General features: G+C 34.6%; 23 protein-coding genes. 13 read left to right on the forward strand and 10 right to left on the reverse strand.

What is annotated here, in order from left to right:
- Positions 1-59: 59 nt before the first annotated feature.
- Both J3U59_RS05600 and recA read right to left on the reverse strand, forming a co-directional pair.
- Positions 60-563 carry a regulatory protein RecX gene (locus J3U59_RS05600; protein WP_267333521.1) on the reverse strand — a complete coding sequence of 168 codons (504 nt, stop codon included), beginning with the start codon at positions 561-563 and terminating at the stop codon, positions 60-62.
- Positions 564-565: 2 nt separating this feature from the next.
- A complete protein-coding gene (gene recA / locus J3U59_RS05605) occupies positions 566-1,612 on the reverse strand; it encodes a recombinase RecA (protein ID WP_267333520.1) in 1,047 nt (348 codons plus the stop codon).
- A 473-nt stretch (positions 1,613-2,085) separates the two neighbouring features.
- Between recA and J3U59_RS05610 the strand changes: the two genes are divergently transcribed.
- From J3U59_RS05610 to J3U59_RS05620, 3 genes are read left to right on the forward strand one after another with little or no spacing between them, the layout of a single operon-like run.
- A complete protein-coding gene (locus J3U59_RS05610; RefSeq protein WP_267333519.1) occupies positions 2,086-3,336 on the forward strand; it encodes a PqiA/YebS family transporter subunit in 1,251 nt (416 codons plus the stop codon).
- A gap of 10 nt (positions 3,337-3,346) precedes the next feature.
- On the forward strand, positions 3,347-4,984 hold the full coding sequence (gene pqiB / locus J3U59_RS05615; protein WP_267333518.1) for an intermembrane transport protein PqiB: 1,638 nt from the start codon (positions 3,347-3,349) through the stop codon (positions 4,982-4,984).
- Positions 4,984-5,568 carry an ABC-type transport auxiliary lipoprotein family protein gene (locus tag J3U59_RS05620; RefSeq protein ID WP_267343939.1) on the forward strand — a complete coding sequence of 195 codons (585 nt, stop codon included), beginning with the start codon at positions 4,984-4,986 and terminating at the stop codon, positions 5,566-5,568. Before pqiB ends, J3U59_RS05620 begins: the two co-directional genes overlap by 1 nt.
- Before the next feature lie 49 nt (positions 5,569-5,617).
- Here J3U59_RS05620 and pabB read toward each other — a convergent pair whose 3' ends face one another.
- Complete coding sequence (gene pabB / locus J3U59_RS05625) at positions 5,618-7,363, reverse strand: aminodeoxychorismate synthase component I (protein ID WP_267333516.1); 1,746 nt, start codon at positions 7,361-7,363, stop codon at positions 5,618-5,620.
- An 8-nt stretch (positions 7,364-7,371) separates the two neighbouring features.
- A complete protein-coding gene (locus tag J3U59_RS05630; RefSeq protein WP_267333515.1) occupies positions 7,372-7,941 on the reverse strand; it encodes an anthranilate synthase component II in 570 nt (189 codons plus the stop codon).
- 288 nt (positions 7,942-8,229) lie between these two features.
- Between J3U59_RS05630 and manD the strand changes: the two genes are divergently transcribed.
- From manD to J3U59_RS05675, 9 genes are all read left to right on the forward strand, one after another.
- Positions 8,230-9,444, forward strand: a complete 1,215-nt coding sequence (manD, locus tag J3U59_RS05635; RefSeq protein WP_267333514.1) for a D-mannonate dehydratase ManD — start codon at positions 8,230-8,232, stop codon at positions 9,442-9,444.
- Between the two features lie 31 nt (positions 9,445-9,475).
- On the forward strand, positions 9,476-10,810 hold the full coding sequence (locus tag J3U59_RS05640; RefSeq protein WP_267333513.1) for an MFS transporter: 1,335 nt from the start codon (positions 9,476-9,478) through the stop codon (positions 10,808-10,810).
- Between the two features lie 26 nt (positions 10,811-10,836).
- Entirely contained in the window at positions 10,837-12,318 is a 1,482-nt protein-coding gene (locus J3U59_RS05645) for a mannitol dehydrogenase family protein (protein WP_267333512.1), read from the forward strand.
- A 137-nt stretch (positions 12,319-12,455) separates the two neighbouring features.
- Positions 12,456-13,139: a GntR family transcriptional regulator gene (locus tag J3U59_RS05650; RefSeq protein WP_267333511.1), complete on the forward strand. Its 684-nt coding sequence runs from the start codon at positions 12,456-12,458 to the stop codon at positions 13,137-13,139.
- 502 nt (positions 13,140-13,641) lie between these two features.
- Positions 13,642-13,920, forward strand: coding sequence for an acylphosphatase (yccX, locus tag J3U59_RS05655; RefSeq protein ID WP_267333510.1), 279 nt, complete (start codon positions 13,642-13,644; stop codon positions 13,918-13,920).
- 99 nt (positions 13,921-14,019) lie between these two features.
- Positions 14,020-14,583 (forward strand): LPS export ABC transporter periplasmic protein LptC, encoded by a 564-nt coding sequence (gene lptC, locus J3U59_RS05660; RefSeq protein WP_267333509.1) that lies wholly within the window; start codon positions 14,020-14,022, stop codon positions 14,581-14,583.
- Positions 14,584-14,586: 3 nt separating this feature from the next.
- On the forward strand, positions 14,587-15,138 hold the full coding sequence (gene lptA, locus J3U59_RS05665; RefSeq protein WP_267333508.1) for a lipopolysaccharide transport periplasmic protein LptA: 552 nt from the start codon (positions 14,587-14,589) through the stop codon (positions 15,136-15,138).
- Between the two features lies 1 nt (position 15,139).
- Positions 15,140-15,865: an LPS export ABC transporter ATP-binding protein gene (lptB, locus tag J3U59_RS05670; protein WP_267333507.1), complete on the forward strand. Its 726-nt coding sequence runs from the start codon at positions 15,140-15,142 to the stop codon at positions 15,863-15,865.
- On the forward strand, positions 15,865-17,280 hold the full coding sequence (locus J3U59_RS05675) for an RNA polymerase factor sigma-54 (protein ID WP_416379581.1): 1,416 nt from the start codon (positions 15,865-15,867) through the stop codon (positions 17,278-17,280). Before lptB ends, J3U59_RS05675 begins: the two co-directional genes overlap by 1 nt.
- A 35-nt stretch (positions 17,281-17,315) precedes the next feature.
- Here J3U59_RS05675 and J3U59_RS05680 read toward each other — a convergent pair whose 3' ends face one another.
- The 6 genes from J3U59_RS05680 to J3U59_RS05705 all read right to left on the reverse strand — a co-directional run bounded on the left by J3U59_RS05680 (position 17,316) and on the right by J3U59_RS05705 (position 24,872).
- Complete coding sequence (locus J3U59_RS05680; RefSeq protein WP_267333505.1) at positions 17,316-18,080, reverse strand: class I SAM-dependent methyltransferase; 765 nt, start codon at positions 18,078-18,080, stop codon at positions 17,316-17,318.
- A 42-nt stretch (positions 18,081-18,122) separates the two neighbouring features.
- Positions 18,123-18,725 (reverse strand): 3-isopropylmalate dehydratase small subunit, encoded by a 603-nt coding sequence (gene leuD / locus J3U59_RS05685; protein ID WP_267333504.1) that lies wholly within the window; start codon positions 18,723-18,725, stop codon positions 18,123-18,125.
- 11 nt (positions 18,726-18,736) lie between these two features.
- Positions 18,737-20,146, reverse strand: coding sequence for a 3-isopropylmalate dehydratase large subunit (leuC, locus tag J3U59_RS05690; RefSeq protein ID WP_267333503.1), 1,410 nt, complete (start codon positions 20,144-20,146; stop codon positions 18,737-18,739).
- A 64-nt stretch (positions 20,147-20,210) separates the two neighbouring features.
- Positions 20,211-21,290 (reverse strand): 3-isopropylmalate dehydrogenase, encoded by a 1,080-nt coding sequence (gene leuB / locus J3U59_RS05695; RefSeq protein WP_065633829.1) that lies wholly within the window; start codon positions 21,288-21,290, stop codon positions 20,211-20,213.
- A 62-nt stretch (positions 21,291-21,352) separates the two neighbouring features.
- The gene (gene leuA, locus J3U59_RS05700; protein ID WP_267333502.1) at positions 21,353-22,900 is read right to left on the reverse strand and encodes a 2-isopropylmalate synthase; all 1,548 of its coding nucleotides are present in this window, start codon (positions 22,898-22,900) and stop codon (positions 21,353-21,355) included.
- A 319-nt stretch (positions 22,901-23,219) separates the two neighbouring features.
- Positions 23,220-24,872, reverse strand: a complete 1,653-nt coding sequence (locus J3U59_RS05705; RefSeq protein WP_267333501.1) for a hypothetical protein — start codon at positions 24,870-24,872, stop codon at positions 23,220-23,222.
- A 343-nt stretch (positions 24,873-25,215) separates the two neighbouring features.
- Between J3U59_RS05705 and nfsB the strand changes: the two genes are divergently transcribed.
- On the forward strand, positions 25,216-25,860 hold the full coding sequence (gene nfsB / locus J3U59_RS05710) for an oxygen-insensitive NAD(P)H nitroreductase (RefSeq protein ID WP_267333500.1): 645 nt from the start codon (positions 25,216-25,218) through the stop codon (positions 25,858-25,860).
- Positions 25,861-26,079 lie beyond the last annotated feature (219 nt).

Here is a 26,079-nt window from a genome sequence, read left to right on the forward strand (position 1 = left end):
TTTCTTTGTAATGGGCTGTGTTTAACTTAACTGTATTATATTCTAGGTATTATACAAACTTAAGTCAATAAATTACATGCGGTTTTAATATTATCTTGGCTATAGCCTCTAGCAGTTAAAAATTGAATTACTTTCTGTTTTTGGCGATAATCTTCTTTAATATCAATGTGTTTAAACTTTTTCAATAATTGTTGATGAGCAATTTCACTCCAATTAATATCTGTTATTTGTAATAGTTCACGGCTCAAATCGACGTCTAGGCCACGCTGTTTTAATTCTAATGCAATTTTATATTGACCATAACCTTTACATGCACGCATAGCAATATATTTTTCGATATATTGTCTATCATTCATCCAATTGTGATCGATACAATATTGAATAACCTCAGAGGTTTCTATTTTTAATTGATTTAACTGTTCATGATATTCATCTTCTGAGCATTGTATCTTTTTAGCAAAGAATTGCACTATTTTGTTGTGTAATTCATAAGATGAATGATCGCGCTGTGCAAGTAATTGCACAGCTTTATTTAAAATTGACTTATTGATTTTTTTATTCATAACTAAAAGTTGTTATCTTCTTCTGATAAAACTTCGTCCTCATCAGCAGAGAAAACAGCAGGGCTATTTAGTAATAAATCTCGTAATTTGGTTTCAAGTTCTTGGGCGATTTCGGGATGCTCTTGTAAAAACTTGATAGAGTTAGCTTTTCCTTGACCAACTTTTTCACCGTTATAGCTGTACCAAGCACCAGCTTTATCAACAAGCTTATGTTTTACACCTAAATCAATTAATTCACCTTCTTTTGAAATACCACATCCATAAAGAATTTGGAATTCAGCTTGTCTAAATGGCGCCGCCACTTTATTTTTAACGACTTTTACACGGGTATCACTACCAATCACATCTTCGCCTTCTTTAACCGCACCAGTGCGACGGATATCTAAACGCACAGAGGCATAGAATTTTAGGGCATTACCACCGGTTGTTGTTTCTGGATTACCAAACATAACACCAATTTTCATACGAATTTGGTTAATAAATACGACTAAGCAATTAGCATTTTTAATGTTAGCAGTTAATTTACGTAATGCTTGTGACATTAAGCGGGCTTGTAATCCCATATGAGAGTCGCCCATTTCACCTTCGATCTCTGCTTTTGGTGTTAGAGCAGCAACAGAGTCGACGATAATGACATCTACAGCACCAGATCGTACCAATGCATCACAAATTTCAAGCGCTTGTTCGCCGGTATCGGGTTGTGAAACTAATAAATCATCAACTTGCACACCTAATTTTGCTGCATAAATTGGATCTAAAGCATGCTCAGCATCGATGAAAGCACACGTTTTCCCTTCTTTTTGTGCTTGCGCAATAACAGATAAAGTTAATGTAGTTTTTCCTGATGATTCTGGTCCAAAGATTTCGACAATTCTACCCATTGGTAGCCCGCCAATTCCTAATGCGATATCAAGCCCTAATGAACCAGTTGAAACCGCGTCAACATCTAACGTTTGGGTATCCCCTAAACGCATAATTGAACCTTTACCAAATTGTTTTTCTATTTGACTTAATGCTGCTGAAAGTGCACGTTGTTTGTTTTCGTTCATATTATAAAATTCCGATTAGTAAGGATATTGATGTACATTATACTGTATTGTTATACAGTATCAAGTTTTTTTTATGTTTAATAAGCATTTAATTAATAGTAGCAACTAATTGATAATATTTTACTTATTGATAATGAAATAATAGAGTAAAGTTTGGGTTTAAAGATGCTTGTATCTCAACTTTTATCAAATATGGCTTTTAAAATTTTATACAGTTAACTAGAGTTTTATTGTTAGGATAGATTTAATTTTATCATCAAATTGTAGCAATTTGCTTAGGTAATACTTTCATAAAAAAAAACCATTTGTTATGATTAGCAGCGAAACATCTTAACCATTATATGTAGTGTGTTGAAGTAATTATTCCCAATAGTTGTTTTCGAATTAATGAATCAATTTTTTAATGAAATATAATGTTAACTAGAAAAAACGTTATCAATTAAGGCTATTATTTATTGTAATTAAGGAAAATAATGACCATCGCTCAACCTCATTACGTATTATGTTCAAATTGTGATTTACTCACTGAACTTTCACCAGTCACGTCAGGACACAAAGCCGTATGTCCTCGCTGCAACACAACGTTGATAAAAAAAAATATTAATATGAAATTTAGAGCAATGATGTATGCAGTTTGTTCTTTGATTATGATTGTTATTGCTTGCAGATTTGTTTTTATTGATATACGCTTAGTAGGCAATTTTAATGGTGTGAGTATTTTAGATATTCCTAGTATTATGTTCTTTGACAGGTACAGTTATCTATCTGCGTTATTTATTGTATTTGTTCTAGCTTTTCCTATTTTTAATCTTGCTATTATCACTGTCCTTTGTTCTAAATTGCCATTGTCAAAATATCGAAAAAGAGATCTATTAATTGCTTATGAAAAATTACAACATTGGTGTATGCCTGAAATATTTTTAACCGGTATTTTGGTGAGTTTTGTTAAGTTAATGAGTTACGGTAGCATTGGTGTAACTGAAACTTTTTGGGCCTTTTGTTTGTTTGTCTTTTTTTATATAAAAGCTGATGTGATTTTTTCACCAGAAACGATTTGGAACGAAATCCATAACAATAATTTTGCGAGTGATGAATTAAAAGTAGGTAAGACAGGAATTTGTCAGCATTTAAAACTGTGTCATTATTGTGAAGCGATTTTACCTGAACATTATGTCAAATGTCCTCGTTGTAAACAAAAAAGCCAAACAAGAAATAGAAATAAAATACAATGGACTATTGCTTTATTAGTGACATCGTTAATTATCTATATTCCAGCTAATTTGTTTGGAATTATGATAACAGTTGTTTTTGGTTCGCCATCAAGTTCTACCATTCTTGATGGTGTTATTTATATGTGGCAAGCAGGTGATATACCGGTTGCATTAGTCATTTTTATCGCCAGTGTAGTTATTCCGATTTTGAAAATTATTTCGCTTAGCTGGCTTTGTTATTTTGCTTTAGCAGCCAAGAAAAAACATAGACATAATTGTCTAAAAATGAAGAAACTATATACAGTTGTTGAATTTATTGGCAAATGGTCAATGATTGATATTTTTGTGGTATCGGTTGTCTGTTCTTTGGTTAGAAATCAGCAAATGATGGGTGTTTACCCCGACATAGGCGTAATATTTTTTGCAACAGTGGTGATTATTACCATGATTGCATCACAAAATTTTGATCCTCGATTAATTTGGGATCGTACATCGAATAAAAAAATAGAATAATAGGAACAATATGGTAACAACAAGTAAATTAGCAAAAATAATTAAAATCAGAGCTATTTCAGCAATATGGATAATACCAATTGTCACTGCTGTTGTTGGGCTTTGGATTATTTATTCTCATTATGCTGACCGTGGCACCCCATTTACCTTACTTGCTAAAGATGCAAGTGGTATTGTTGCAGGTAAAACGGTAATCAAAAATCGCAGTGTCGATGTGGGTATTGTTGATGAAGTAACCCTATCGGATGATTACAACCAAGTGGTGGTTAAAGGTCGAATCTATAACGATATGAAACCATTACTTAAAAATGATTCAATATTTTGGGTTGTGAAACCCGAGATAGGTCGAGATGGTGTTACCGGTTTGAACACTATCTTGTCAGGTGTATATATTGAGTTAGCATCAGGTAATGATACACATAGCTTTAAAAATAATCCTTTTATTTTATCAGATACACCACCGTTATCTGACCCTAGTATCAAAGGTATACGGTTGAATTTAGAAAGTGATCAAAATGGTGTTGTTCCTCGTGGTGCTTCGGTTATGTTTCATGGTTATCGTGTTGGGAATGTTGAAACATCACAGTTTGATGTTAATTCACGAAAAATGAAATATCAAATTTTTATCACTCAACCTTATGATGCATTAGTGACCCAAAACGTACGTTTTTGGAAAGAAGGTGGTATTAATTTAACGTTATCATCAATGGGTGCGAGTTTAAATGTGCCTTCATTGGATGTTTTATTGTCTGGCGGCATCAGTTTTGATCTACCGGATGGATCAAAATTAGGCGCACCTGCTGAGCAATATTCTGTATATAAGTTATATGAAAATAAAAAATCCATTCAAGATTCACAGTATACTGAATATAAAGAATTTCTTATTATGCTCTCTGATTCAATATCAGGGCTTTCTGAAGGTGCACCGGTCGAATATCATGGTATTCGATTAGGAACAGTTTCGAAGGTTCCATTTTATACCCCAGAAATGTTAGAACAATCTTCAATTCTTAATCAAAAAGTTCCTGTTCTGATAAGGATTGAACCAGATCGCTTGTCGGAACTTGTAGATCAGAAGATAGATATTGCTACACTTATTATGGATGAGCAAAAAAATGGCTTAAGGGCATCTTTGAAAACATCAAATATGTTTACTGGTGCACTTTATATCGATCTGGATTTCTATTCCGATTTAAAAAATAAGTATGATGTTAAAAAGTCAAAACAATTTGGTTACGATACGATTGACACCACATCAACAGGCATTGCTCAAATACAAGCTAAAATTATACAATTACTTGATAATTTTAATAATTTACCACTTAATAACACGATGTCTCAATTTAATAAATCACTTGCTTCAAGCGAGCGGTTAATGAACTCGATAAATCAAATTATGGCAAGCAAAGAAATGCAAAATATGCCAAAAGATCTTCAAAAGGCAATGCGTTCATTAAATGAGACCATGAAAGGATTACAACCAGGTTCTGATTTAAATAATCAAATGAAAGAAAGTCTACAAAAAGTGCAACAAATGATGGATGAATTAACGCCATTACTTAATACCCTCAATGATAAAAGTAATGCATTGATTTTTTCTGCACCGAATAAGAAAGATCAAGAACCTAAAGCTAAAGGTAAAAAATGATGGTTAAAATAATACGACACCTAATCTCAATTGTTGTTGCAATATCACTGAGTTTATTAGTGGGATGTTCTTCTAATGCGCCAAGCAAAAGCTATTTTCAATTAGCGAGTGATTTACCTGAGCAAACGTCACACACAATGAAAAAAACTCAGCATTTTATTTGGATTGAAACGGTAGATGTGGCAAATTTTTTAAATAAGCCTGGAATTGTTTTGCAAACAGACGATATTAAATATGTAACTGCATCAAACCATCTTTGGGCATCAACGTTATCGCAACAACTTCAAGATCGCGTCGTTCAAGACTTAAGTGTTTTTCTTCCTGATTATTTAGTTTCCAGTAAATCACTGTCAACACCAACTTTAACGGTAAAACTCTTTATTGACGGTTTTCATGGTAGTTATTCAGGCGATGCCCTTATCAAAGGAAGATGGGTTATAACAGATAGTCATAATAACATTGAGACAAAACCCTTTGAACGCCATGTTGCTCTTATGACCAATGGTTATGATGCATTGGTTAAAGCGTTATCTAAAGGTTGGCAAGAAGAAGAGCAAGATTTTGCTAATTCAATCACGCGTTAATTTAAAAATTCATATTCCGTCAGTAATATGACGGAATATGAATCGTTATTTAAGTTAAATCGTGTTTGAATTGATTAAATACTTTATTATCTATTTCCACCCATTTACGCACACTATTTATAAAAGCAATTTTTTGTGCTTTTAATAGGTCGGCTTTAGTGATGACTTGTTCTACCAAATGGTGATTGTTTATATAATATTGTCGCATCGTTCCGGGCAATAACCCCGAACTGACAACAGGGGTAACCCACTGTTGATTGATAAATAAGGCAATATTGCCATTAACGAATTCGGTAATTTCGCCTTTTTCATTGAAATTGATATACTCATGTCCTTTGGTAATATGCACAAAATGTTGCCGGTTCGTTGTTTTGTGGTACAGATAAACATTATTACTATTGACACAATTTGGCGCCAACGTTATTTTATTTAACAACATACCACAATCAATTTTATCAATATCTAAGTGATAACTACCGTCCTCAATTTTCAATAACAACCTGACTTTATAGTTACCTTTGCGATACCGATTTGCTAACTCAACGAGCTGAAATTCTATTGATTTTGTATCACATTGAACATCAAAATAATTAGCAGAATCAGCAAGTCTAGCTAAATGCTCTTCTAATAAAAAAAATTGGCCTTCTTCAAGTAACAAAGATTCAATAATCGCATCAGGAATTGATGATTTACGGGTTAATATAGCTGTTTTAGCGAGGATTTCGTCGTATTCATCTTCTGCAGTTGAATCCCATGTAATTCCACCCCCAACGCCATAACTCATTTGTTGATTATGAATAGTTAATGTTCGTATTGGTATATTAAATGTTGCTTGCTGCATATATGGATTAATATAGCCGATTGTGCCACAGTAAACCCCACGTGGTGAATTTTCAATATTGGCAATAATTTGCATAGTACTTGTTTTTGGTGCACCAGTGATTGAACCACAAGGAAAGATAGCTTGAAAAATCTGATATAACCGAATATTTTCTTTTAATCTTCCCTGAATTGTTGAAGTTAATTGCCAAACAGTTGGATATTTTTCTGCAGTAAATAATTGAGGAACAGTGACAGATCCTGGCTCTGATATTTGACTTAAATCATTGCGCAGCAGATCGACTATCATCATATTTTCAGCGAGATTTTTTTCTGACATTAATTGCGATAATTGTTGGGCATCTTGTTGCTGATTTATCCCTCGTTTCGTTGTCCCTTTCATCGGTTTTGTGGTTATTAATCTGTTTTCTATTTTAAAAAATAGCTCGGGTGATATCGATAAAATGTGATAATCATCAAATTCTAAATATGCACAATAATTGGCAAAATTATTTTTTTGTAAAAAATGATAGTAATCAAGGGGCGATTGTGTAAAAGGTGCTTTAAATGCGATCGTATAGTTAGTTTGATAGGTATTGCCCAATTCAATTTGTTCACGGATATAATTGATCTTTTGTTGATATTCATTAATTGTAGTGTCACTCATCAATTCAAGTGATTGTGGGGTGTAATCTTGACATGGTAAAGACTCAACAATGGAATACTGATCAAAAATACCAAATAACAGTAAAGGTAAATCTTGGTTATTATGGCGATTAATTTTGGTTTGATTTGATTGATTTAATCCCATTGCTGCTTCATAAGCTAAATAACCAACAGCATAATAGCCTTGTTGGATAAATCCTTCGATCTCCTGTAAATGTTGATTGACTAATGAGGTATCATTAGTCTTTATTATCGAGATTGGGTTGCAAAAATACTTATGCTGACCTTCGAAGTCGATATATATTCTCATGTTATTATTTACCTATGTACAAAATTATAAATGATTTGTAAACCAAACTCAGTTTTAATTGCTTCAGGATGGAATTGCACGGATTCGATAGGTAATATTTTATGACGTAATCCCATAATTATTCCTTGTTTATTGCGCGCAGTAATCATAAGAGGGGATTTATCTAAAGGTAAATTATCATAGGCAATTAAGGAGTGGTAACGAACAACTGATAAGGGGTTTTTAATGTCTTTAAATAACCCTTGACCATCATGAACTATTTTATCAATTTTGCCATGCATTGGTTGTGGCGCTTTTCCAATTTGATACCCATAGTATTGGGCAATAGCTTGGTGACCAAGACAAATTCCAAGTATTGGACAGGTATTAGAAAATTCGGCAATAACCTCAAGTGATATGCCTGCCTGATTCGGCGTTCCGGGTCCTGGTGAAATAACGATTTTAGTAAAATCGAGTTGTTTTAATTCAGTAATCGACATTTCATCGTTTTTAATTACTTTTACATTAGCACCCACTCGGCACAAGTAGTCGTAAATATTAAAAGTGAAAGAATCATAGTTATCAATGAGTAAAATCAAAATAGTATCCACTTTTTATCAGTCATTAACGTTATTACAAATTTGCGTTAATCAAAAATCACATGGGTGCCTTCATTATACAAACAACTTTTAAAAAAAGAGATGTTCTTTTCAATTGATGTTTTATTTTCACTCTTATTTTTTGATATCAACCAGTTAGCTTTTCTTGAATTTTTACCAAATTGAGTCTCTTTTTGTGACAGTAATCACAAATACATACAACTCTACTTGTATGGTAGTATTTAATCGATTAATTTGTTACTACACAAATTAATTATGAGGTATTCAATGAAAATCGTAAAAGCAGACGTTTTTGTTTGTAGTCCTGGCAGAAACTTTGTCACATTAAAAATTACAACAGATGAGGGTGTATATGGAGTAGGTGATGCGACGCTCAATGGACGTGAGCTTTCCGTCGCATCATATCTTAAAGATCATCTTTGCCCACAATTAATTGGACGAGATGCCAGTCAAATAGAAGATATTTTTCAATATTTTTATAAAGGGGCCTATTGGCGTCGAGGCCCTGTGACGATGTCAGCGATATCAGCAATTGATATGGCATTATGGGATATCAAAGGTAAAGTTGCCAATATGCCCCTTTATCAATTATTAGGTGGCGCTTCTCGCACCGGTGTAATGGTGTATTGCCATACTACAGGTAAAGATATTGAAGAAGCATTAGATGATTATGCTAAACATAAAGAAATGGGCTTTAAGGCCATTCGAGTGCAGTGTGGCATACCGGGAATGAAAACCACCTACGGTCAAAGTAAAGGTAAAAACTTAGCTTATGAACCGGCAACACGAGGTAACTATCCAGAAGAACAGTTTTGGGCAACCGACAAATATCTTGATTTCACACCAAAATTATTCGAGGCAGTGAGGAATAAATTTGGTTTTAACGAACATTTATTGCATGACATGCACCATCGTCTAACACCAATTGAAGCGGCTCGATTTGGTAAAAGTGTTGAAGATTATCGCCTATTTTGGATGGAAGACCCAACACCAGCCGAAAATCAAGAATGTTTCCGTTTAATTCGTCAACACACTGTAACCCCCATTGCTGTAGGTGAAGTATTTAACAGTATTTGGGACTGTAAACAGTTAATTGAAGAACAGCTTATTGACTACATCCGAACCACAATAACCCATGCAGGCGGCATAACTCATATGCGTCGAATAGCTGATTTTGCGTCGCTTTATCAAGTTAGAACTGGCTCACATGGTCCATCAGATTTATCACCAATCTGTCATGCCGCTGCACTTCATTTTGATATGTGGGTACCTAACTTTGGTGTTCAAGAATTTATGGGTTACTCAGAGCAGATGTTAGAAGTCTTCTCGCCAAACTGGACCTTTATTGATGGTTATATGCACCCAAGTAACAAACCAGGTTTAGGTATCGATTTTGATGAAAAACTAGCGCAAAAATATCCATACAACCCAGCCTATTTGCCAATTGCTCGTCTTGAAGATGGCACATTGTGGAATTGGTAATTTTGTTATAAAGCAAACTAAAGGAATTAATATGTCAACTTTAGAAAATATTAAAGAAAAAGAAAATCGTAATATTATTAAACGAGTAGCTATTGCTTCATCAATAGGTACTGCAGCCGAATACTATGATTTTTTTGCTTATGGTACAGCTGCAGTTCTATTTTTTGGTCAATTGTTTTTTCCAAGTGATGACCCATTTATTAGCACACTTGCGGCTTTTGCTACTTATGCTGTTGGCTTTTTTGCGAGACCAATCGGAGGAATAGTATTTGGTCATATGGGAGATAAAGTAGGACGTAAAAAAGCATTAGTTATTACTATCTTGATTGTGGGTCTAGGTACCTTTGTTATTGGATTGTTACCCACATACGATTCTATTGGTTGGGCTGCACCTGTAATTTTGATTTTGATTCGTGTATTACAAGGGTTTGGTGTTGGGGGTGAACAAGCCGGTGCTGTATTGATGACTGCTGAATATTCACCTCCCAATAAGCGTGGTTTCTTTTCAAGTTGGGTACAAATAGGTGCGCCTCTTGGTTTTTTGTTACCATCTGCACTCTTTGCTTTATTAACTTCTATTCTTTCGCAGCAGCAAATGATGGATTTTGGTTGGAGAATCCCATTTTTATTAAGTTTACTATTAGTAATTTTAGGACTTTTTATACGTTTAAGAATTGATGAATCGCCAGTGTTTGAGAAAATTAGAGAAACAAAAGCTGTTGAATCTTCAATGCCATTAAAAGATGTCATGAAAAATTACCCAGGTATAGTTATAAAAGGTGTTGGTGCTAAGCTTATCGAAGCTTGTTCATTCGCTATGTTTACTGTGATCGTTCTAGCCTATGTGAATGTCAATAATCTAAATAAAAGTTATGTATTAGATGCAATTATTGTGGCTGTTGTGATTGAGATTTTTACAATTCCTTTAATGGGAGCTTTATCTGATAAATGGGGTAGAAAGAAAGTTTACATATTAGGTGCGATTATTCAGGTGATTTTTATTATTCCATTTTTCTTAATGGTAAATACACAAAATTATATATTGATTCAAATTGCAATGATCGTAGTTTTACCAATTGGTCATGCGATGTGCTATGCCCCACAAGCTTCATTTTTTCCAGAATTATTTCCTACAGCAATACGTTGCAGTGGTATTGCATTAATTTGGCAAGTAGGTTCATTAATAGGAAGTGGTATTTTAGGACTTTGCGCAGTTAAAATATTACAAATATATAATGGTCATTATACAGGGCTTGCACTTTATGTTGGTTTATTAGGTATTGTATCTGTAATCGGTATTGCATTATTACCAGAAACTGCACCAAATAAAATTAAAAAAGAATATCAGCAATGGACTGCAAAATAATGATATTTTTTAACTAGAGATTTATTATGAAATTATCTAATCAAACTTTATCACAACTACCTAAAGAGGTAGTTGTCCCAACTTATGATAGAAGCAAAATTAAAACCAAAATTGTTCATCTTGGTTTTGGGGCATTTCATCGTGCTCATCAGGCGGTCTTTGCTGATATTTTAGCTAATGAACACAATAGCGATTGGGGTTATTGTGAAGTTAATTTAATCGGTGGTGAAAAACAGATTGAAGATTTAAAACAGCAAGACTTTTTATTTAGTGTTTGTGAAATGTCTTATGATAACTGGAATACTCGTGTTGTAGGTATTGCAAAAGAAGCATTACATGCAGATATTGATGGAATACACAAAGTCTTAGATGTGATGACTCGTCCAGAAATTGCGATTGTGTCGATCACAGTAACTGAAAAAGGTTATTGCTATTTACCCTCAACAGCATCAATTGATACCAATAATCCATTGATTAATCATGATATTGCTAATCCACATACACCTAAATCGCTTCCTGGTGTTATTGTAGAAGCTTTACGTTTACGTAAAGATCAAGGATTAAAACCTTTCACCGTTATGTCTTGTGACAATATGCCAGAAAATGGACATGTTACTCGTAATGTTGTGTTAGCCTTGGCTAAGCAGCGAGATGAAAATTTAGCGCAATGGATTGCGGATAATGTGGCTTTCCCATCAACGATGGTTGATCGAATTGTACCTGCGGCAACGCCAGAAACAATGGCTAAAATAAAAAAACAACTTGGTGGTATTGATGATTCGGCAGGTATCGCTGGTGAACCATTTAGACAATGGGTGATTGAAGATAATTTCGTGTCTGGCCGTCCTGAGTGGCAAAAAGCAGGGGCAGAATTAGTGGATGATGTATTGCCTTATGAAGAGATGAAATTACGTATGTTAAATGGTAGTCATTCCTTTTTGGCTTACTTAGGTTATTTAGCTGGATATTTGCATATAGATGCGTGCATGCAAGATCCTAATTATGTAAAAGCAGCTAGACATTTAATGTTAAATGAACAAGCAACTACATTACGGGTTAAAGGTGTTGATTTAAAAGCTTATGCTGATTCATTACTTGAACGTTATCGCAACACCGGTTTAAAACATCGTACATGGCAAATTGCAATGGATGGAACGTTAAAACTCCCACAACGTATGCTTGATTCTGTTCGTTATCATTTGGCTAATGGTACTCCATTTGATTGTTTAGCCTTGGGTATTGCTGCTTGGATGCGTTATGTGAGTGGCGTGGATGATAATGGTAACGTTATTGACGTTTGCGATCCAGCAGCCGAACAATTAAAAGCGTTGGTTTTAAACAGTTCTGATAATCAAGAACGAGTTAATGCGCTGTTATCTTTAACACATGTTTTTGGAGAGGATCTACCAACAAATCCATTGTTTATTGAGCAGATAACTAACGCTTATCTTTCTTTACGCGATATAGGCGCAAAACAAACAGTTAAACAAATCACTCAAAATTTTTAATTCCACTAACAATAATTAATAGCAAAGTGCAATGATCATTAGATGATTGCACTTTTATTATTAAATAAAAAACTTTTCTTATATTCAAAAATCCCCTACTATTCTTTCCATGCTAGTTTGTTATTTGAAAAACATATATGTTCAAATCTGAAGTGTTAACTGTCTCAGAACCTGTTAATCAACAAATATATCGTCAATTAAGAAAGGCAATCATCACTTGCCAAGTATTACCGGGTGTTTTATTGTCTGAAAAAGATATCTCAAGTCAATTTAATGTTTCACGCCAACCGGTTCGTGAAGCTTTTATTAAACTAGCAGAAGCTGGATTGGTCCAAATTCTTCCACAACGTGGCACTTTTGTAACGAAAATATCAGTTAAAAAAGTCATTGATGGTCAATTTATTCGCGATGCTGTTGAGTGTGCAATTATTAAACGTGCAGCACAAGAAATTAGTGATTCAGATCTTTTATTACTCGAAAAAAATCTAAAAGAACAAATTGATGCTAACAAACATAAAAATATTGGTTATTTTCTTGAAAAAGATGATGAATTTCATCAGATTATAATGAATGTTATTGATTGTCCTATGGCATGGGAAACCGTCGAAAATATCAAAGCAATGATGGACAGGGTAAGATACCTTACTTTAGAAGATATATCCCCACCAGAAGAACTAGTTAAACAGCATGAAAAAATTGTTATTGCATTAAAAAAACATGATCCGGAAATGGCTACACTTGCGCTTCATGAGCATTTAGCAACGATATTAAAAACAATAAAAATTGTATCACAACAACATAATATGTGGTTTGTTGATTAACTTATATTAGTCAAATTTATTTTGTCTAATACAATTTTTAAAAATTTTAGAGCATTTGATAATTATACCAATAAATAGTAGTAGCTTAATGCATAACCTATCAGTTTTACGGCAAATATTGTATGTTAAGTGTTAACCCTTTCCTTAACCGTAATGACTCATGATTATTGTCTGATTAGATAATATTATGGATAACAAAAAATTCTGGTTTAGTTATCCCTGATAAAGTTGTTTTAAATGCCACTGAATGTGGCTATCACTGATAGATAAATTGGTATGCATTTTGTTATCAAAACTTTTAAAGTTAGATTAAATAATGAATCAATTTATCATTTAATTTTATTGGTGATTTGAACATAATGATGTATTTAATCAATTACCGATTTCTATTTTATCATTGTTGATTTATTATCAGGAATAAAATAATGGTTTACCTATTTTAATGGCCATTACCTTGCGATTAATTTTTGTCAACTTTAAAATAAAAATACTCGGTTTTAATATGATAAAACGAATTAAAATATGTGTTAGCGGCCTTGTTCAGGGTGTAGGATTTCGGTTTTTTACTTATCAACAAGCACAAAAGCTTGGTCTGTTAGGATATGTTAAAAATTTGGATAATGGTAATGTCGAAATTGTCATACAAGGCGATAATTTACAACTTACTCAGTTTACACAATGGCTTGAGCAGGGAGGACCAGCTTCCGCTCATATTACGAATATAAAAAGTTGCGAATTATTACCTGAAAATGGATTAACTTCTTTCAATGTCAGATATTAATTTAATAAAAAATAAAGTAAAATGGAAAAAATATTAAACTTCAAGATAATGATTTTTCCTTATTATTGATCAATCTTATTTGCGTGATTAATGTATGTTATGAATAAAAAAAATATAATCTGTATCTTGCTTATTATTGTGGTAGTTGGCGTCTATTATAATTATCAAAAAGACAATGACGCAACCACGCAATCCTCTGTTAATTTAACTGATACGCCAATTTATCAGAGCGATGACATGACAACAGATGTGTATGATTTATCAGGCGAAATTGTATACAAGATTGAATCTAGCAAAGTACGACATTTTGATGATTCAAATAATACGGAATTTGATCTTCCAAATTTAACGCTTTATGATCAAGACCACACTGTCACATGGCATATTCGAGCCAAAACTGCGACATTGACTAATGATAAACACATTTATCTTTATAATGATGTTCAATTGGATAATTTGACCCCCAATGCTCAATTACAGCGTGTTAATACCGATAATGCTGTCATTGATTTAAATACACAACTTGTAACGTCTAAAGATCCAGTTACTATCAAAGGTGTTGGTTTTTACTCAACAGGTCTAGGATTAGCTGGCGATTTGCAAGCAAAGACTGCAAACATACTTGAGAATGTTAAAACATATTATAATACCGAGGCAAAATAGAACATGAAATTGCAACAACAGCTACTTTTTCCATTATTTTTTATGCTATCAACATCGTTTGCTTGTTTTGCACAAGAACCAGCCGAACCAACATCACCAACCAAAACGGATCAAAAGATGTTTGTTGATAATAAACCGATCACTATTGATGCCGATAACCAACAAATTGATATTGATAAAAATATTATTACTTTTATAGGTCATGTGCAAATTGTTCAAGAGGGATTAACTATTTGGGCAGATAAAGTTGTGATAACTGATATGCAAGATTCGACAAAACAGAAAATTACCGCTTATGGTAATCCAGTAAAGTTTAAACAAATATTGCCAGAGAATAACAAAATTGTTACAGGTCATTCGGATCAAATTATTTATAATGTGAAACAAAGCAATGTCGTTTTACAAGGAAAGGCAGAGTTATTTCAAGAAGATAATCATATAGTTAGCCAAGTTATTACCTATGATGTTAAAAAACAGCTAATTATGGCTCAGCCTAAAAATGGTCGCGTAAAAAGTACTATTATCCCAAGTCAAATTAAAGAGATAAAAAAATAATATGTCAATTTTAAAGGCGATTAATTTAGCCAAAATATATAAAAAACGAAAGGTTGTTGAAGATGTCAGTTTGACGGTCAACTCAGGTGAGATTGTTGGATTACTAGGGCCAAATGGCGCAGGTAAAACAACAACGTTTTATATGGTGGTAGGAATAGTCACATTGAATGCAGGTAAAATTTATCTTGATGATCATGATATCAGTATTTTACCTCTACATGAAAGAGCGCAAAAAGGGATTGGCTATTTACCTCAAGAGGCGTCTATTTTTAGAAAACTATCTGTAATTGATAATATTATGGCGATTTTAGAGACGCGTCGAGATATCGATAAAAATGAAAAATTAAATCGGGCTGAAGAATTGCTTGAAGAGTTTCATATCACCCATATCCGCGATAGTATTGGTCAGTCTTTATCGGGTGGTGAAAGGCGTAGGGTTGAAATTGCAAGGGCGCTGGCAGCCAATCCTAAATTTATTTTACTTGATGAACCTTTTGCTGGTGTCGACCCTATTTCTGTTATTGATATTAAAAATATTATTAAGCATCTACGTGATCGAGGGCTAGGTGTATTGATTACCGACCACAATGTTCGCGAAACCCTTGATGTATGTGAGCGTGCTTATATTGTTAATAAAGGTCATTTAATTGCTGAAGGAACACCAAATAGTATCTTAAGTAACGAATATGTTAAAAAAGTCTACTTAGGAAATGAATTCCGATTATGATTAAACCAAGTTTACAACTGAAAGTTTCTCAACAACTATCGATGACACCACAATTACAATTGGCGATTCGACTTTTGCAGTTGTCAACTTTAGAACTACAACAAGAAATTCAAACTGCACTTGAAAATAATCCCTTGTTAGAAGTGGCTGATCAGTATGATGAAATCAGTGTTGAACAAAATACTTCAGATGAAAATATCGATACTCGACAAGCGTTAGATAGTCAAGAGATCCCTGAAGATATACCATTAGATGCCTCGTTAGATGATATTTACACAGCAGGTACACCATCGGGCACGCATTCTGACTATCGTAATGATGAGTTGCCTATTTATCAAGGCGAAACGCATGAAACATTGCATGATTACTTAAAATGGCAGCTTGAATTAACGCCTTTTAGCGATGTTGATCGCGCCATTGCGGTATCGATTATTGAAGCGATTGATGAAAGCGGCTATTTAACAGTTACGTTAGATGAAATATTAGAAGAGCAGGGTAATAGTGAAATTGAATTGACTGAAGTTGAAACGGTTTTAAAGCGAATCTGGCATTTTGATCCAATAGGCGTTGGTGCGAGATCGTTACAAGAGTGTTTATCAATTCAAACTCAACATGTAACAGTTCCTTCATTAGTTAAACAAATTATTGATAATTATCTTGATTTATTGGCAACTCATGATTACAGAACTTTAAAAAAAGTATTAAATGCCAGTGATGAACAATTAAAAGAAGCGATTAATTTTATTCAGCATTTACATCCTTATCCAGGTGATGCTGTCAACACGACCCCTCCAGATTATATTATCCCAGATGTACTAGTCAAAAAAGTAAATGGCAAATGGATAGTTGATTTGAATACTGATACAGTACCGGCTCTGCGTATTAACCAGCAGTATGCGGCGATGGAAAAGTTAGCCAGTGAAAGTGATAGCCAATACATAAAATCACATCTACAAGATGCCAATTGGTTTATCAGAAGTGTTGAAAATCGCAATGAAACGTTACTTAAAGTAAGCCAATTTATCGTTGAACATCAACAGCAGTTTTTTGAGCATGGCGCAGAGTATATGAAACCCATGATTCTATCGGATGTAGCGGCGGCAATTGATATGCATGAATCAACCATATCCCGCGTAACGACCCAAAAATATTTACAATGTCCAAGTGGCATATTTGAGTTAAAATTCTTTTTTTCTAGCCATGTAAATACCGATTCTGGGGGTGAAGCATCCTCTACCGCCATTCGAGCATTAATTAAAAAGTATATTTCAGGCGAAGATAGTAAAAAGCCACTGAGTGATAGCAAGTTAGTGTCAATTCTTGAAGAACAAGGAATTATTATTGCTCGTCGAACTGTGGCAAAATACCGTGAAGCTTTATCAATACCTTCATCAAATCAAAGAAAACAACTTTAAGGATAAAATTGTTTGGTCACTATCAACAATTAATACTAAATTAATTTTGTTGTTTCGATAATCATCATATCTGTCGTAAAAGATCCATCTGTTTGAAGTTCAAAATAGGTCTTTGTGTCGTTGGCAGCAGTTTCTTGATACAGCCTTATTGCATCAATTAAGCGTTCAGGTGTTCGCATGCGTTTAACCCATGTGTCAAAGGACAAGGTTAAGCGATGGCGTTTTATATTATCTATGCTAAAACCTGCTTCGGTTAAGAATGTTAACCACTCACCTGGAGTATAATCACGAACATGAGAAGTATCACGCATAGCTTCAATAGTTTGTAGCCAAATATCTAAAACAGGGTGGCCAGGTGACACAACATCCATTATGATTAATTTTCCGTTAGGTTTGATGATGCGGTGTAACTCTCGTAGACTTTTACCGACATCATGCCAGTGATGTGCGGAATAACGACTTACCACAATATCGAATTGGTTATCGGCAAAGGGTGGACACTCAGCATAACCTTGTTTGACTGAAATGTTGCTAAAACCACGGCTTTGCGCAGTTAAAGCAACCACCGATAACATCTCATCAGATAGATCGTATGCCGTAACCTGTTTAACATATTTTGCTGCAATGAAACTGACATGACCGGCTCCACATCCCATATCGAGTAACTGGGCATCAGAATAGGGGATAAGAAACTTATCCAAATATTCAAGATCAGGACCTTGAGCATGTACCTTACTTGTTAGATAAGCATTTGCTTGCTCACCAAATTGCTGTTTTACGTTATCGTGATGTGTTGCCATAGGGGATCTCGGTATTGGGCACTTTTGTGCCCAAAGTTAAAATTATGCTAAAAATGACGGTATGTTATGTTCAAATGCACTAATAGCATCTTCATGTTGCAGGGTTAAGCCAATGTTATCTAAACCATTTAATAAACAGTGGCGTTTGAATGCATCGATTTTAAATGAATATTGCTTATCTCCAGCGATAACAACTTCATTCTCAAGATCAATTGTAAATTCAATTCCTTCATTGGCTTCAACTATTTTAAATAGTTCGTCAACGTCTTCTTCCGATAAGTTCACTAACAATAACTGATTATTAAACGAATTATTGTAAAAAATATCAGCAAAACTTGAACCAATAATAGTTTTAAAACCATAATCCGCAAGTGCCCATGGTGCATGTTCTCGTGATGAACCACACCCAAAGTTCTCGCGCGCTAATAAAATACTTGCCCCTTTATAACGCGGTTTGTTCAGTACAAAATCGGGATTAGGTTTTTGACCTGCATCATCCAAAAATCGCCACTCATGAAAAGCATGTTTACCAAAACCGGTACGCGTGACTTTTTGTAAAAATTGTTTAGGAATGATAGCATCCGTATCTACGTTAGCTGCATCTAATGGCACAACTAGACCTGTATGTTTTGTAAATTTTGCCATGACAAGTCTCCTTAAAATGGTTTACGAATATCTGTAAAATGACCAGTAATGGCAGCCGCCGCCGCCATTGCAGGACTCACTAAATGGGTTCTAGCATCACGACCTTGACGCCCTTCAAAATTACGGTTACTGGTTGACGCGCAGCGATCGCCTGGTGCTAATTTGTCATCATTCATCGCTAAGCACATTGAACAACCCGGTAAGCGCCATTCAAATCCGGCATCGATAAAAATCTTATCTAATCCTTCAGCTTCTGCTTGTTCTTTGACTGGTCCAGAACCAGGCACGACTAAGGCTTGTACACCTTGTGCCACCTTTCGTCCTTTAGCAATAGCAGCCGCAGCGCGTAAATCTTCAATGCGTGAATTCGTACAAGATCCGATAAATACTTTATTGATCTTAATATCAGACATCTTAGTTCCAGCAGTTAATCCCATATAGGCTAATGCACGTTCAGCAGACTGTTTTTCGATCGGATCGGAAAAATCGTGTGGATTGGGTACTTGCTTATCAATAGCGGTTACTTGCCCTGGATTTGTTCCCCATGTGACTTGTGGTGCAATATCTTTTGCTTCAAGGGTGACTACACGGTCAAAATGCGCTCCTTCATCGGTTTTCAAGGTTTTCCAGTAAGCCACGGCTTTGTCAAAATCTTCTCCTTTAGGTGAAAATTGGCGACCTTTTAAGTATTCAAAAGTGACATCATCAGGTGCGACCAATCCTGCTTTAGCACCCATTTCAATAGCCATATTACATAATGTCATCCGGCCTTCCATTGATAAGGATTTAATCGCCTCACCACAAAACTCAACCACGTGTCCTGTACCACCAGCACTGGTCGTTTTACCAATAATCGCTAAAATAATATCTTTAGCGGTAATGCCGTCGGCAACCTGACCTTTGACTTCAATTTTCATGGTTTTCGCTCGACCTTGTTTTAGGGTTTGGGTCGCTAATACATGTTCAACTTCTGATGTTCCAATACCAAAAGCCAGCGCTCCAAATGCGCCATGGGTAGCTGTATGGGAGTCACCGCATACAATGGTCATTCCTGGTAAAGTCATCCCTTGCTCAGGCCCGACAACATGGACAATCCCACGTAACGGACTTTGTAAACCATATAACGAAATGCCAAACTCTTGAGCATTTTTTGCTAATTCTGTTAATTGGATGCGAGCCATTTCACTACACGCACTTAAATCATTACTTTTGGTTGAAGTATTGTGATCCATAGTTGCAAATGTTTTGTGTGGCTGGCGCACTTTTCGGTTCATCGCACGTAAACCATCAAAGGCTTGGGGTGAGGTAACTTCATGAACTAAATGGCGATCGATATACAAAATAGGGGTTTCATTTTGTGCTTCGTAAACAACATGTGCATCATATAGTTTTTGATACAATGTTTTGGGTTTTGTAGACATTGCTTATATTCCTTTAATATTCTTTAAAAGGGTTAATATGATTGCTTAACCCTTAGTCTAAAAATTAAATTAAACGACAAATGGTATCACCCATTTCATCGGTTGAAACATAACTACCACCACGAGCAAGATCGATAGTACGGGTTCCTTGTTCTAAAGCTTTATTAACCGCATTTTCAATAGCTTTGGCAATATCATCACGTTTTAAACTATAACGCACGAGTAGTGCTAACGATAAAATTTGTGCAGCTGGATTTGCGATATTTTTACCGGCAATATCCGGTGCACTCCCACCAGCAGGCTCATATAATCCAAAACCCTGCTCGTTAAGGCTTGCTGATGGTAGCATCCCCATTGAACCGGTAATCATTGCACATTCGTCAGACAATATATCACCAAACAAATTTGAACATAAAATGACATCAAATTGTGAAGGATCTTTAACAAGTTGCATGGTTGCATTATCGATATACATATGTTCAAGTGTGACATCTGGATATTGTTTAGCGACTTCGTTTACAACTTCACGCCATAAAATTGATGTTTGTAGTACATTAGCTTTATCAACAGAAGTGACTTTTTTACGACGAATTTTGGCAGCTTCGAACGCCATTTTAGCTATACGTTCAATTTCAAAACGGTGATAAACTTCTGTATCAAAGGCGCGCTCTTGAGGACCAGAACCTTCACGACCTTTAGGTAAACCAAAATAGATACCACCAGTTAGTTCACGCATACATAAAATATCAAAACCACGTTTAGCAATATCTTCCCGTAAAGGACATAATTCTTCTAAACCTTGATACAAACTAGCAGGGCGCATGTTAGCAAATAATTTAAAATGCTTTCGTAATGGTAATAATGCGCCGCGTTCTGGTTGTTGATCAGGGGGTAAGTTTGTCCATTTTGGACCACCAACTGAACCAAACAAAATCGCATCAGCTTTTTCACAACCTTCAAGCGTCTCTTTTGGTAATGGGCAGCCATGGATATCAATAGCGGCGCCACCAACATCATACTCACTGGTAGTTATTGAAAGATTGTATTTTTGGCGAATAACGTCGAGTACTTTATAAGCTTGCTTCATTACTTCAGGGCCAATACCGTCACCAGGTAACACTGCAATATGATAATTTTGTGACATTTTTATTCCTTAACAATTTAATTGGTATATTTAGTATTTATAAAACAACATAATTTAATATGTTAATCATGATGCAATTTTTGTTTTTGTTGTGCAACTTGATTTGCCCGATAAACATTATTTAATACATTAATTAATGCTAATGCAGAGGAGTGGACAATATCTGTTGCTAATCCCACACCATGGAATTTGCGACCTTTATAATCGGCAACGATATCAACTTGCCCTAAAGCATTTTCACCTTGCCCTTTTGACGCTAATTGGTATTTAACTATCGTTATTGGCTCGCCAGTAATACGATTTATTGCTTGATAAACTGCATCAACTGGACCATTACCCGTTGCTGCATCTGAAAATTTTTGATCGCCAATAATTAAACTTACTGATGCAGTTGAAACAACAGTAGAGCCTGATTGAACATTAAAGTAGTCCAACACATAATGTTCTTGTTCATCTTTTAATTGATTGATAAAAATTAAGGCTTCTAAATCATAATCAAACACTTGTCCTTTTTTATCTGCAAGCTCTAAAAATGCTTCGTATACTTGGTCTAAATTATAATCGTTATCATGATAACCTAACTCTTCAAGTCGGTGTTTTACCGCGGCTCTACCCGAGCGTGAAGTTAAATTTAATTGGATTTGATTTAAACCAATAGATTCAGGTGTCATGATTTCGTAGGTTTCACGATTTTTAAGCACACCGTCTTGGTGAATGCCGGAGGAGTGGGCAAAAGCATTACTACCAATAACCGCTTTATTGGCCGGTATTGGTGTATTAGTAATTTGACTGACGATTTGGCTGGTACGATAGATTTCTTGATGATTAATATTGGTGTGAACGTTTAGAATATTTTGACGAACTTTAATTGCCATAATGACTTCTTCTAAAGCTGTATTACCTGCGCGTTCACCCAAACCATTCATCGCGCCTTCAATCTGCCTAGCACCTTCCTGAATCGCGCTAATCGAGTTAGCCACCGACATGCCCAAGTCATCATGACAATGAACAGAGATAATCGCTTTATCAATGTTCGGGACACGTTCAAATAAGGTACGAATAATGCCACCAAATTGATAAGGGACAGTATAACCGACAGTATCCGGAATATTGATCGTTGTTGCCCCTGCTTGAATTGCTGCTTCAACAATCCGACATAAGTTATCAATTGGGGTACGGCCTGCATCTTCACAAGAAAACTCCACATCATTAGTATAATTACGTGCACGTTTAATACAGTGCACAGCCCTTTCAACGACATCTTCAAATGTCATTTTTAATTTGTCTTGCACGTGTAAGGTTGAAGTTGCCATAAAAGTATGAATACGAAATTGATCGGCAACTTTTAACGCTTCTGCTGCAACATCAATATCTTTATCTATACAGCGAGATAATGCACATACACGACTATCTTTAATTGTTTTAGCAATCGTTTGTACTGATTCAAAATCACCAGGGGATGAGATAGGAAAACCAACTTCCATCACATCCACCCGCATTCTTTCTAAAGCTAGCGCTATTTGTAGTTTTTCTTTGACACTTAAACTTGCTTGTAAAGCTTGTTCGCCATCACGTAGTGTGGTATCAAAAATAATGACTTGATCGCTCATTGTTTATTCCTTATCTATATTTTAGCGCTATTACGGTATTTCAAGTTATGAAAACAAAAAACCCGCACTTTAGCGCGGGTTCTTGTTAATTTGTCGAGTTGTTTAATAAATTATCTCATTACTCAACACACAAGCAATCCGCGCAAAATAATGCGAGGAGTAAGCTAGTGAGGAGAGTAGTTGTTCTAATCATTAAAACGAATCTCTAAATTTATATTGGTCAAAATAATGCCAATATTTTTATCAAAGAACATAGTTAATGTCAATATCTAATCTTAAAAGGTCATTAAATATTATGATTTTAATTAGCAAAATTCAGTTAATCGATAAAGCAGATAGCTTTTAAGCCTTGAGTATCTTTATCGAATGAAGCAATACTTCCGTTGGTTAAATCAACACCATAGAATTTTGTTCCTTCGAAAGACCAATCTATGGGGTCTTGATCACATTCGTTTTCTGGAAATAGTTCATCGTCACCATCATCAGGTATTGGTGGGGGATATAAGGTGCCTTGTTCATCATCATCACCATTATCTTCATCAAAAGGATTAAAATTTCGTAATTTAGATTTTAGCGGCTCAGCTATACCCATATCGTAGTCTTGTTCATCTGTCCAAGCGTAATTAGATAGCGCATTTGAAAGTGTTGAATCGCTTGGATAAACCTCATTTACCGTATTCCCCCATTCAGATAAAAGCGTTCCAACCGTGCGTTTGTAATTATTTCTTTCATTTTCTCCAAAAAAATAATCCCAACTTTTTGCATTAGTTAATGATCGCCTATAAGTCAGCGCGACTCTTGGGTTTTGACAACTACAATAATGTTTGGCAGATTTTTGATCTTTAAAAACTACATTTTCAGAAATCAGGTACCATTGAGTGATAGTAAAACTATAAATAGTTTTATTGCCGACAGTTAAAGAAAATACTGTATTATTTGCAGCTGAAATATTATTTTTTAATTTTTCTGAAAAATTGGGTCCTGTAAACTCAACTCGAAGCACGTTATCTTTTCCACTAAGCTTTAAACTAATGGGCGATGTTGTTGGGTTTTTAGTATAAGAAATTTGACTCCAGTTTGCACCGGCAAGTACGACATTAAAATATAATTTATTGGCAGCAGTTGTAGGAAACTTATTATAACTTTCTTCAGACGAACCTCGAGGCAAAAAACCTTTATTGGCATCCCACCAAGGCATATCTTGTTCCCAAGTATTCTGAATATAATTCGCTTCGTATTCTTCTTTTGTATAAGCAAATTCTGGTGGATTACCTTTTTCTAAAGATGGTTGTAGCCAGCAAATCGTAGGCACATCCTTGGAGGAAGATGTGACATAATAGGTTTTATTTACACTTGGATAAGTCCTAATATTAGGTACCCCAAATGTGGTTGAAAGCTGTGATTCTGTTGTGGCTAATGTTACCGCGTAGTAACCAATACAATTATTTAATTTTTCGCTTGGCTCAATAGTATTATTGTTGTTATCTTTTATAGTGAGAGACATGGTTCCACTAGCATTAAATCCATTATCACCATCGTCATCTTTAACATATTGATGATCGTTTAGAATAGTAAAAATATCCACTTCTTTTGCATTATAATCAGTTAATAAAGTTATTATATTTTCAAAAGTTTCAACAGACTTAGGAAGTACAATTAATTTATCGGGGGATGAATCAAAATCAGGAATATAATAAGTTAAATTAGGATTTTTTATTCGCGTGTCGATCTGAGTTGAATTTTCATTGTTAACTTCTTCTGTCCCATTAGTTTGATCGTTTTCTACTGCAATCCAAAGTAAATCAGTTATGTTTGCTGGTGTGTGATTATTATCTATTGAAATATAAGGTTCTGTGCCATTTATGACTTGAACAGATGTGGCACTTAATGCATTGGCTGAAAAACAATAAAAAATATTTGAAAAAAAGACTGCTGCACATAATTTTGTTAATATATGTTTACTTTTAAACATCACATTTTCCGTAACGGTACTTTTATATCACTATAAACTGTAAAGCCTTTAAAATTGTGCTAGATAATATTCTCTATTTTTTTTATTGTAAAGATATTGGTGTCGTTTTGTTGTTAAATAACTCTATGATATAAATGAAAATTATAATTATTATTTGTTTTTTTATAAAAAAATGAAGTGTAATAATACGCATTTTTATATAGGAGCATAGAGATAAGTAAAGATCGGTTGAATTTGTTATTCAAGTGGTAATTAATAGTATTCTAAAATGAATAGAAAATCATTAATTTAGTTAAAAAATAAGTTATCGTTCATCATTAACCAATAAGGTGGAGTCAAAAATATGAATATCGTCGAAATTTCGCAAAAACGTTATACCACTAAACATTATGATCCTACTAAAAAGATACCTGTAGCTATTATTGAGCAACTTTTAACTGTTTTAAGAAACAGTCCATCATCGGTAAATTCTCAACCATGGCATTTTTATGTGATTGAGTCAGACACAGCAAAAAATAAGATTTTGCCTGCTTTTCCTGATTTTAATCAGCCACGCGTGACAGGATCGTCACATACTATTGTTTTTTGTATAAAAGTGCCATTGGATGAAAGTCATTTAGTGAATCTACTGAATCAAGAAGAAAAAGACGGTCGTCTGCCTTCTGAAGATTTAAAAGTATCGCAAGATCAAGGTCGACGTTATTTTGTTAATTTAAATAGTGCAACCCCTGAATCGCAACAGTGTTGGGAAGAAAAGCAAACTTATATTGCATTGGGGCAACTTTTGTTTGCTGCTGCGGCAATTGGTGTTGATTCTACGGCTATCGAAGGATATGATTCAGCTAAAATTGACGAAATTTTAGATCTTAAAAGTAAGGGATTGAAAAGTGTTGTAGTTGCGACATTAGGCTATCGCGCTGCTGATGATGGCAACGCACATCGACCAAAATCACGTTTACCGAAAGAACAACTTTTCACTTTTCTATAATTTGCCGCTTTGACATTAAGAATTGTTGTGTCGATTCATTCATTCGACGCAATAATTCTCAATAAAAAATAATATTACTATCGTTTTTGATATGCTCACAAATCCTTTTATACTTTTTCTACGCTATATCGATATTGTGTTGTTGTGTTGAGTTGTTCGCATAAATTAACTTATTGTTTGTTCAATTTAAAAAAGTTATTTATAGATTATTGTTTTCAT

It is taken from the genome of Gilliamella sp. B3783, from assembly GCF_026536125.1.
Classification (GTDB): Bacteria; Pseudomonadota; Gammaproteobacteria; order Enterobacterales; family Orbaceae; genus Gilliamella.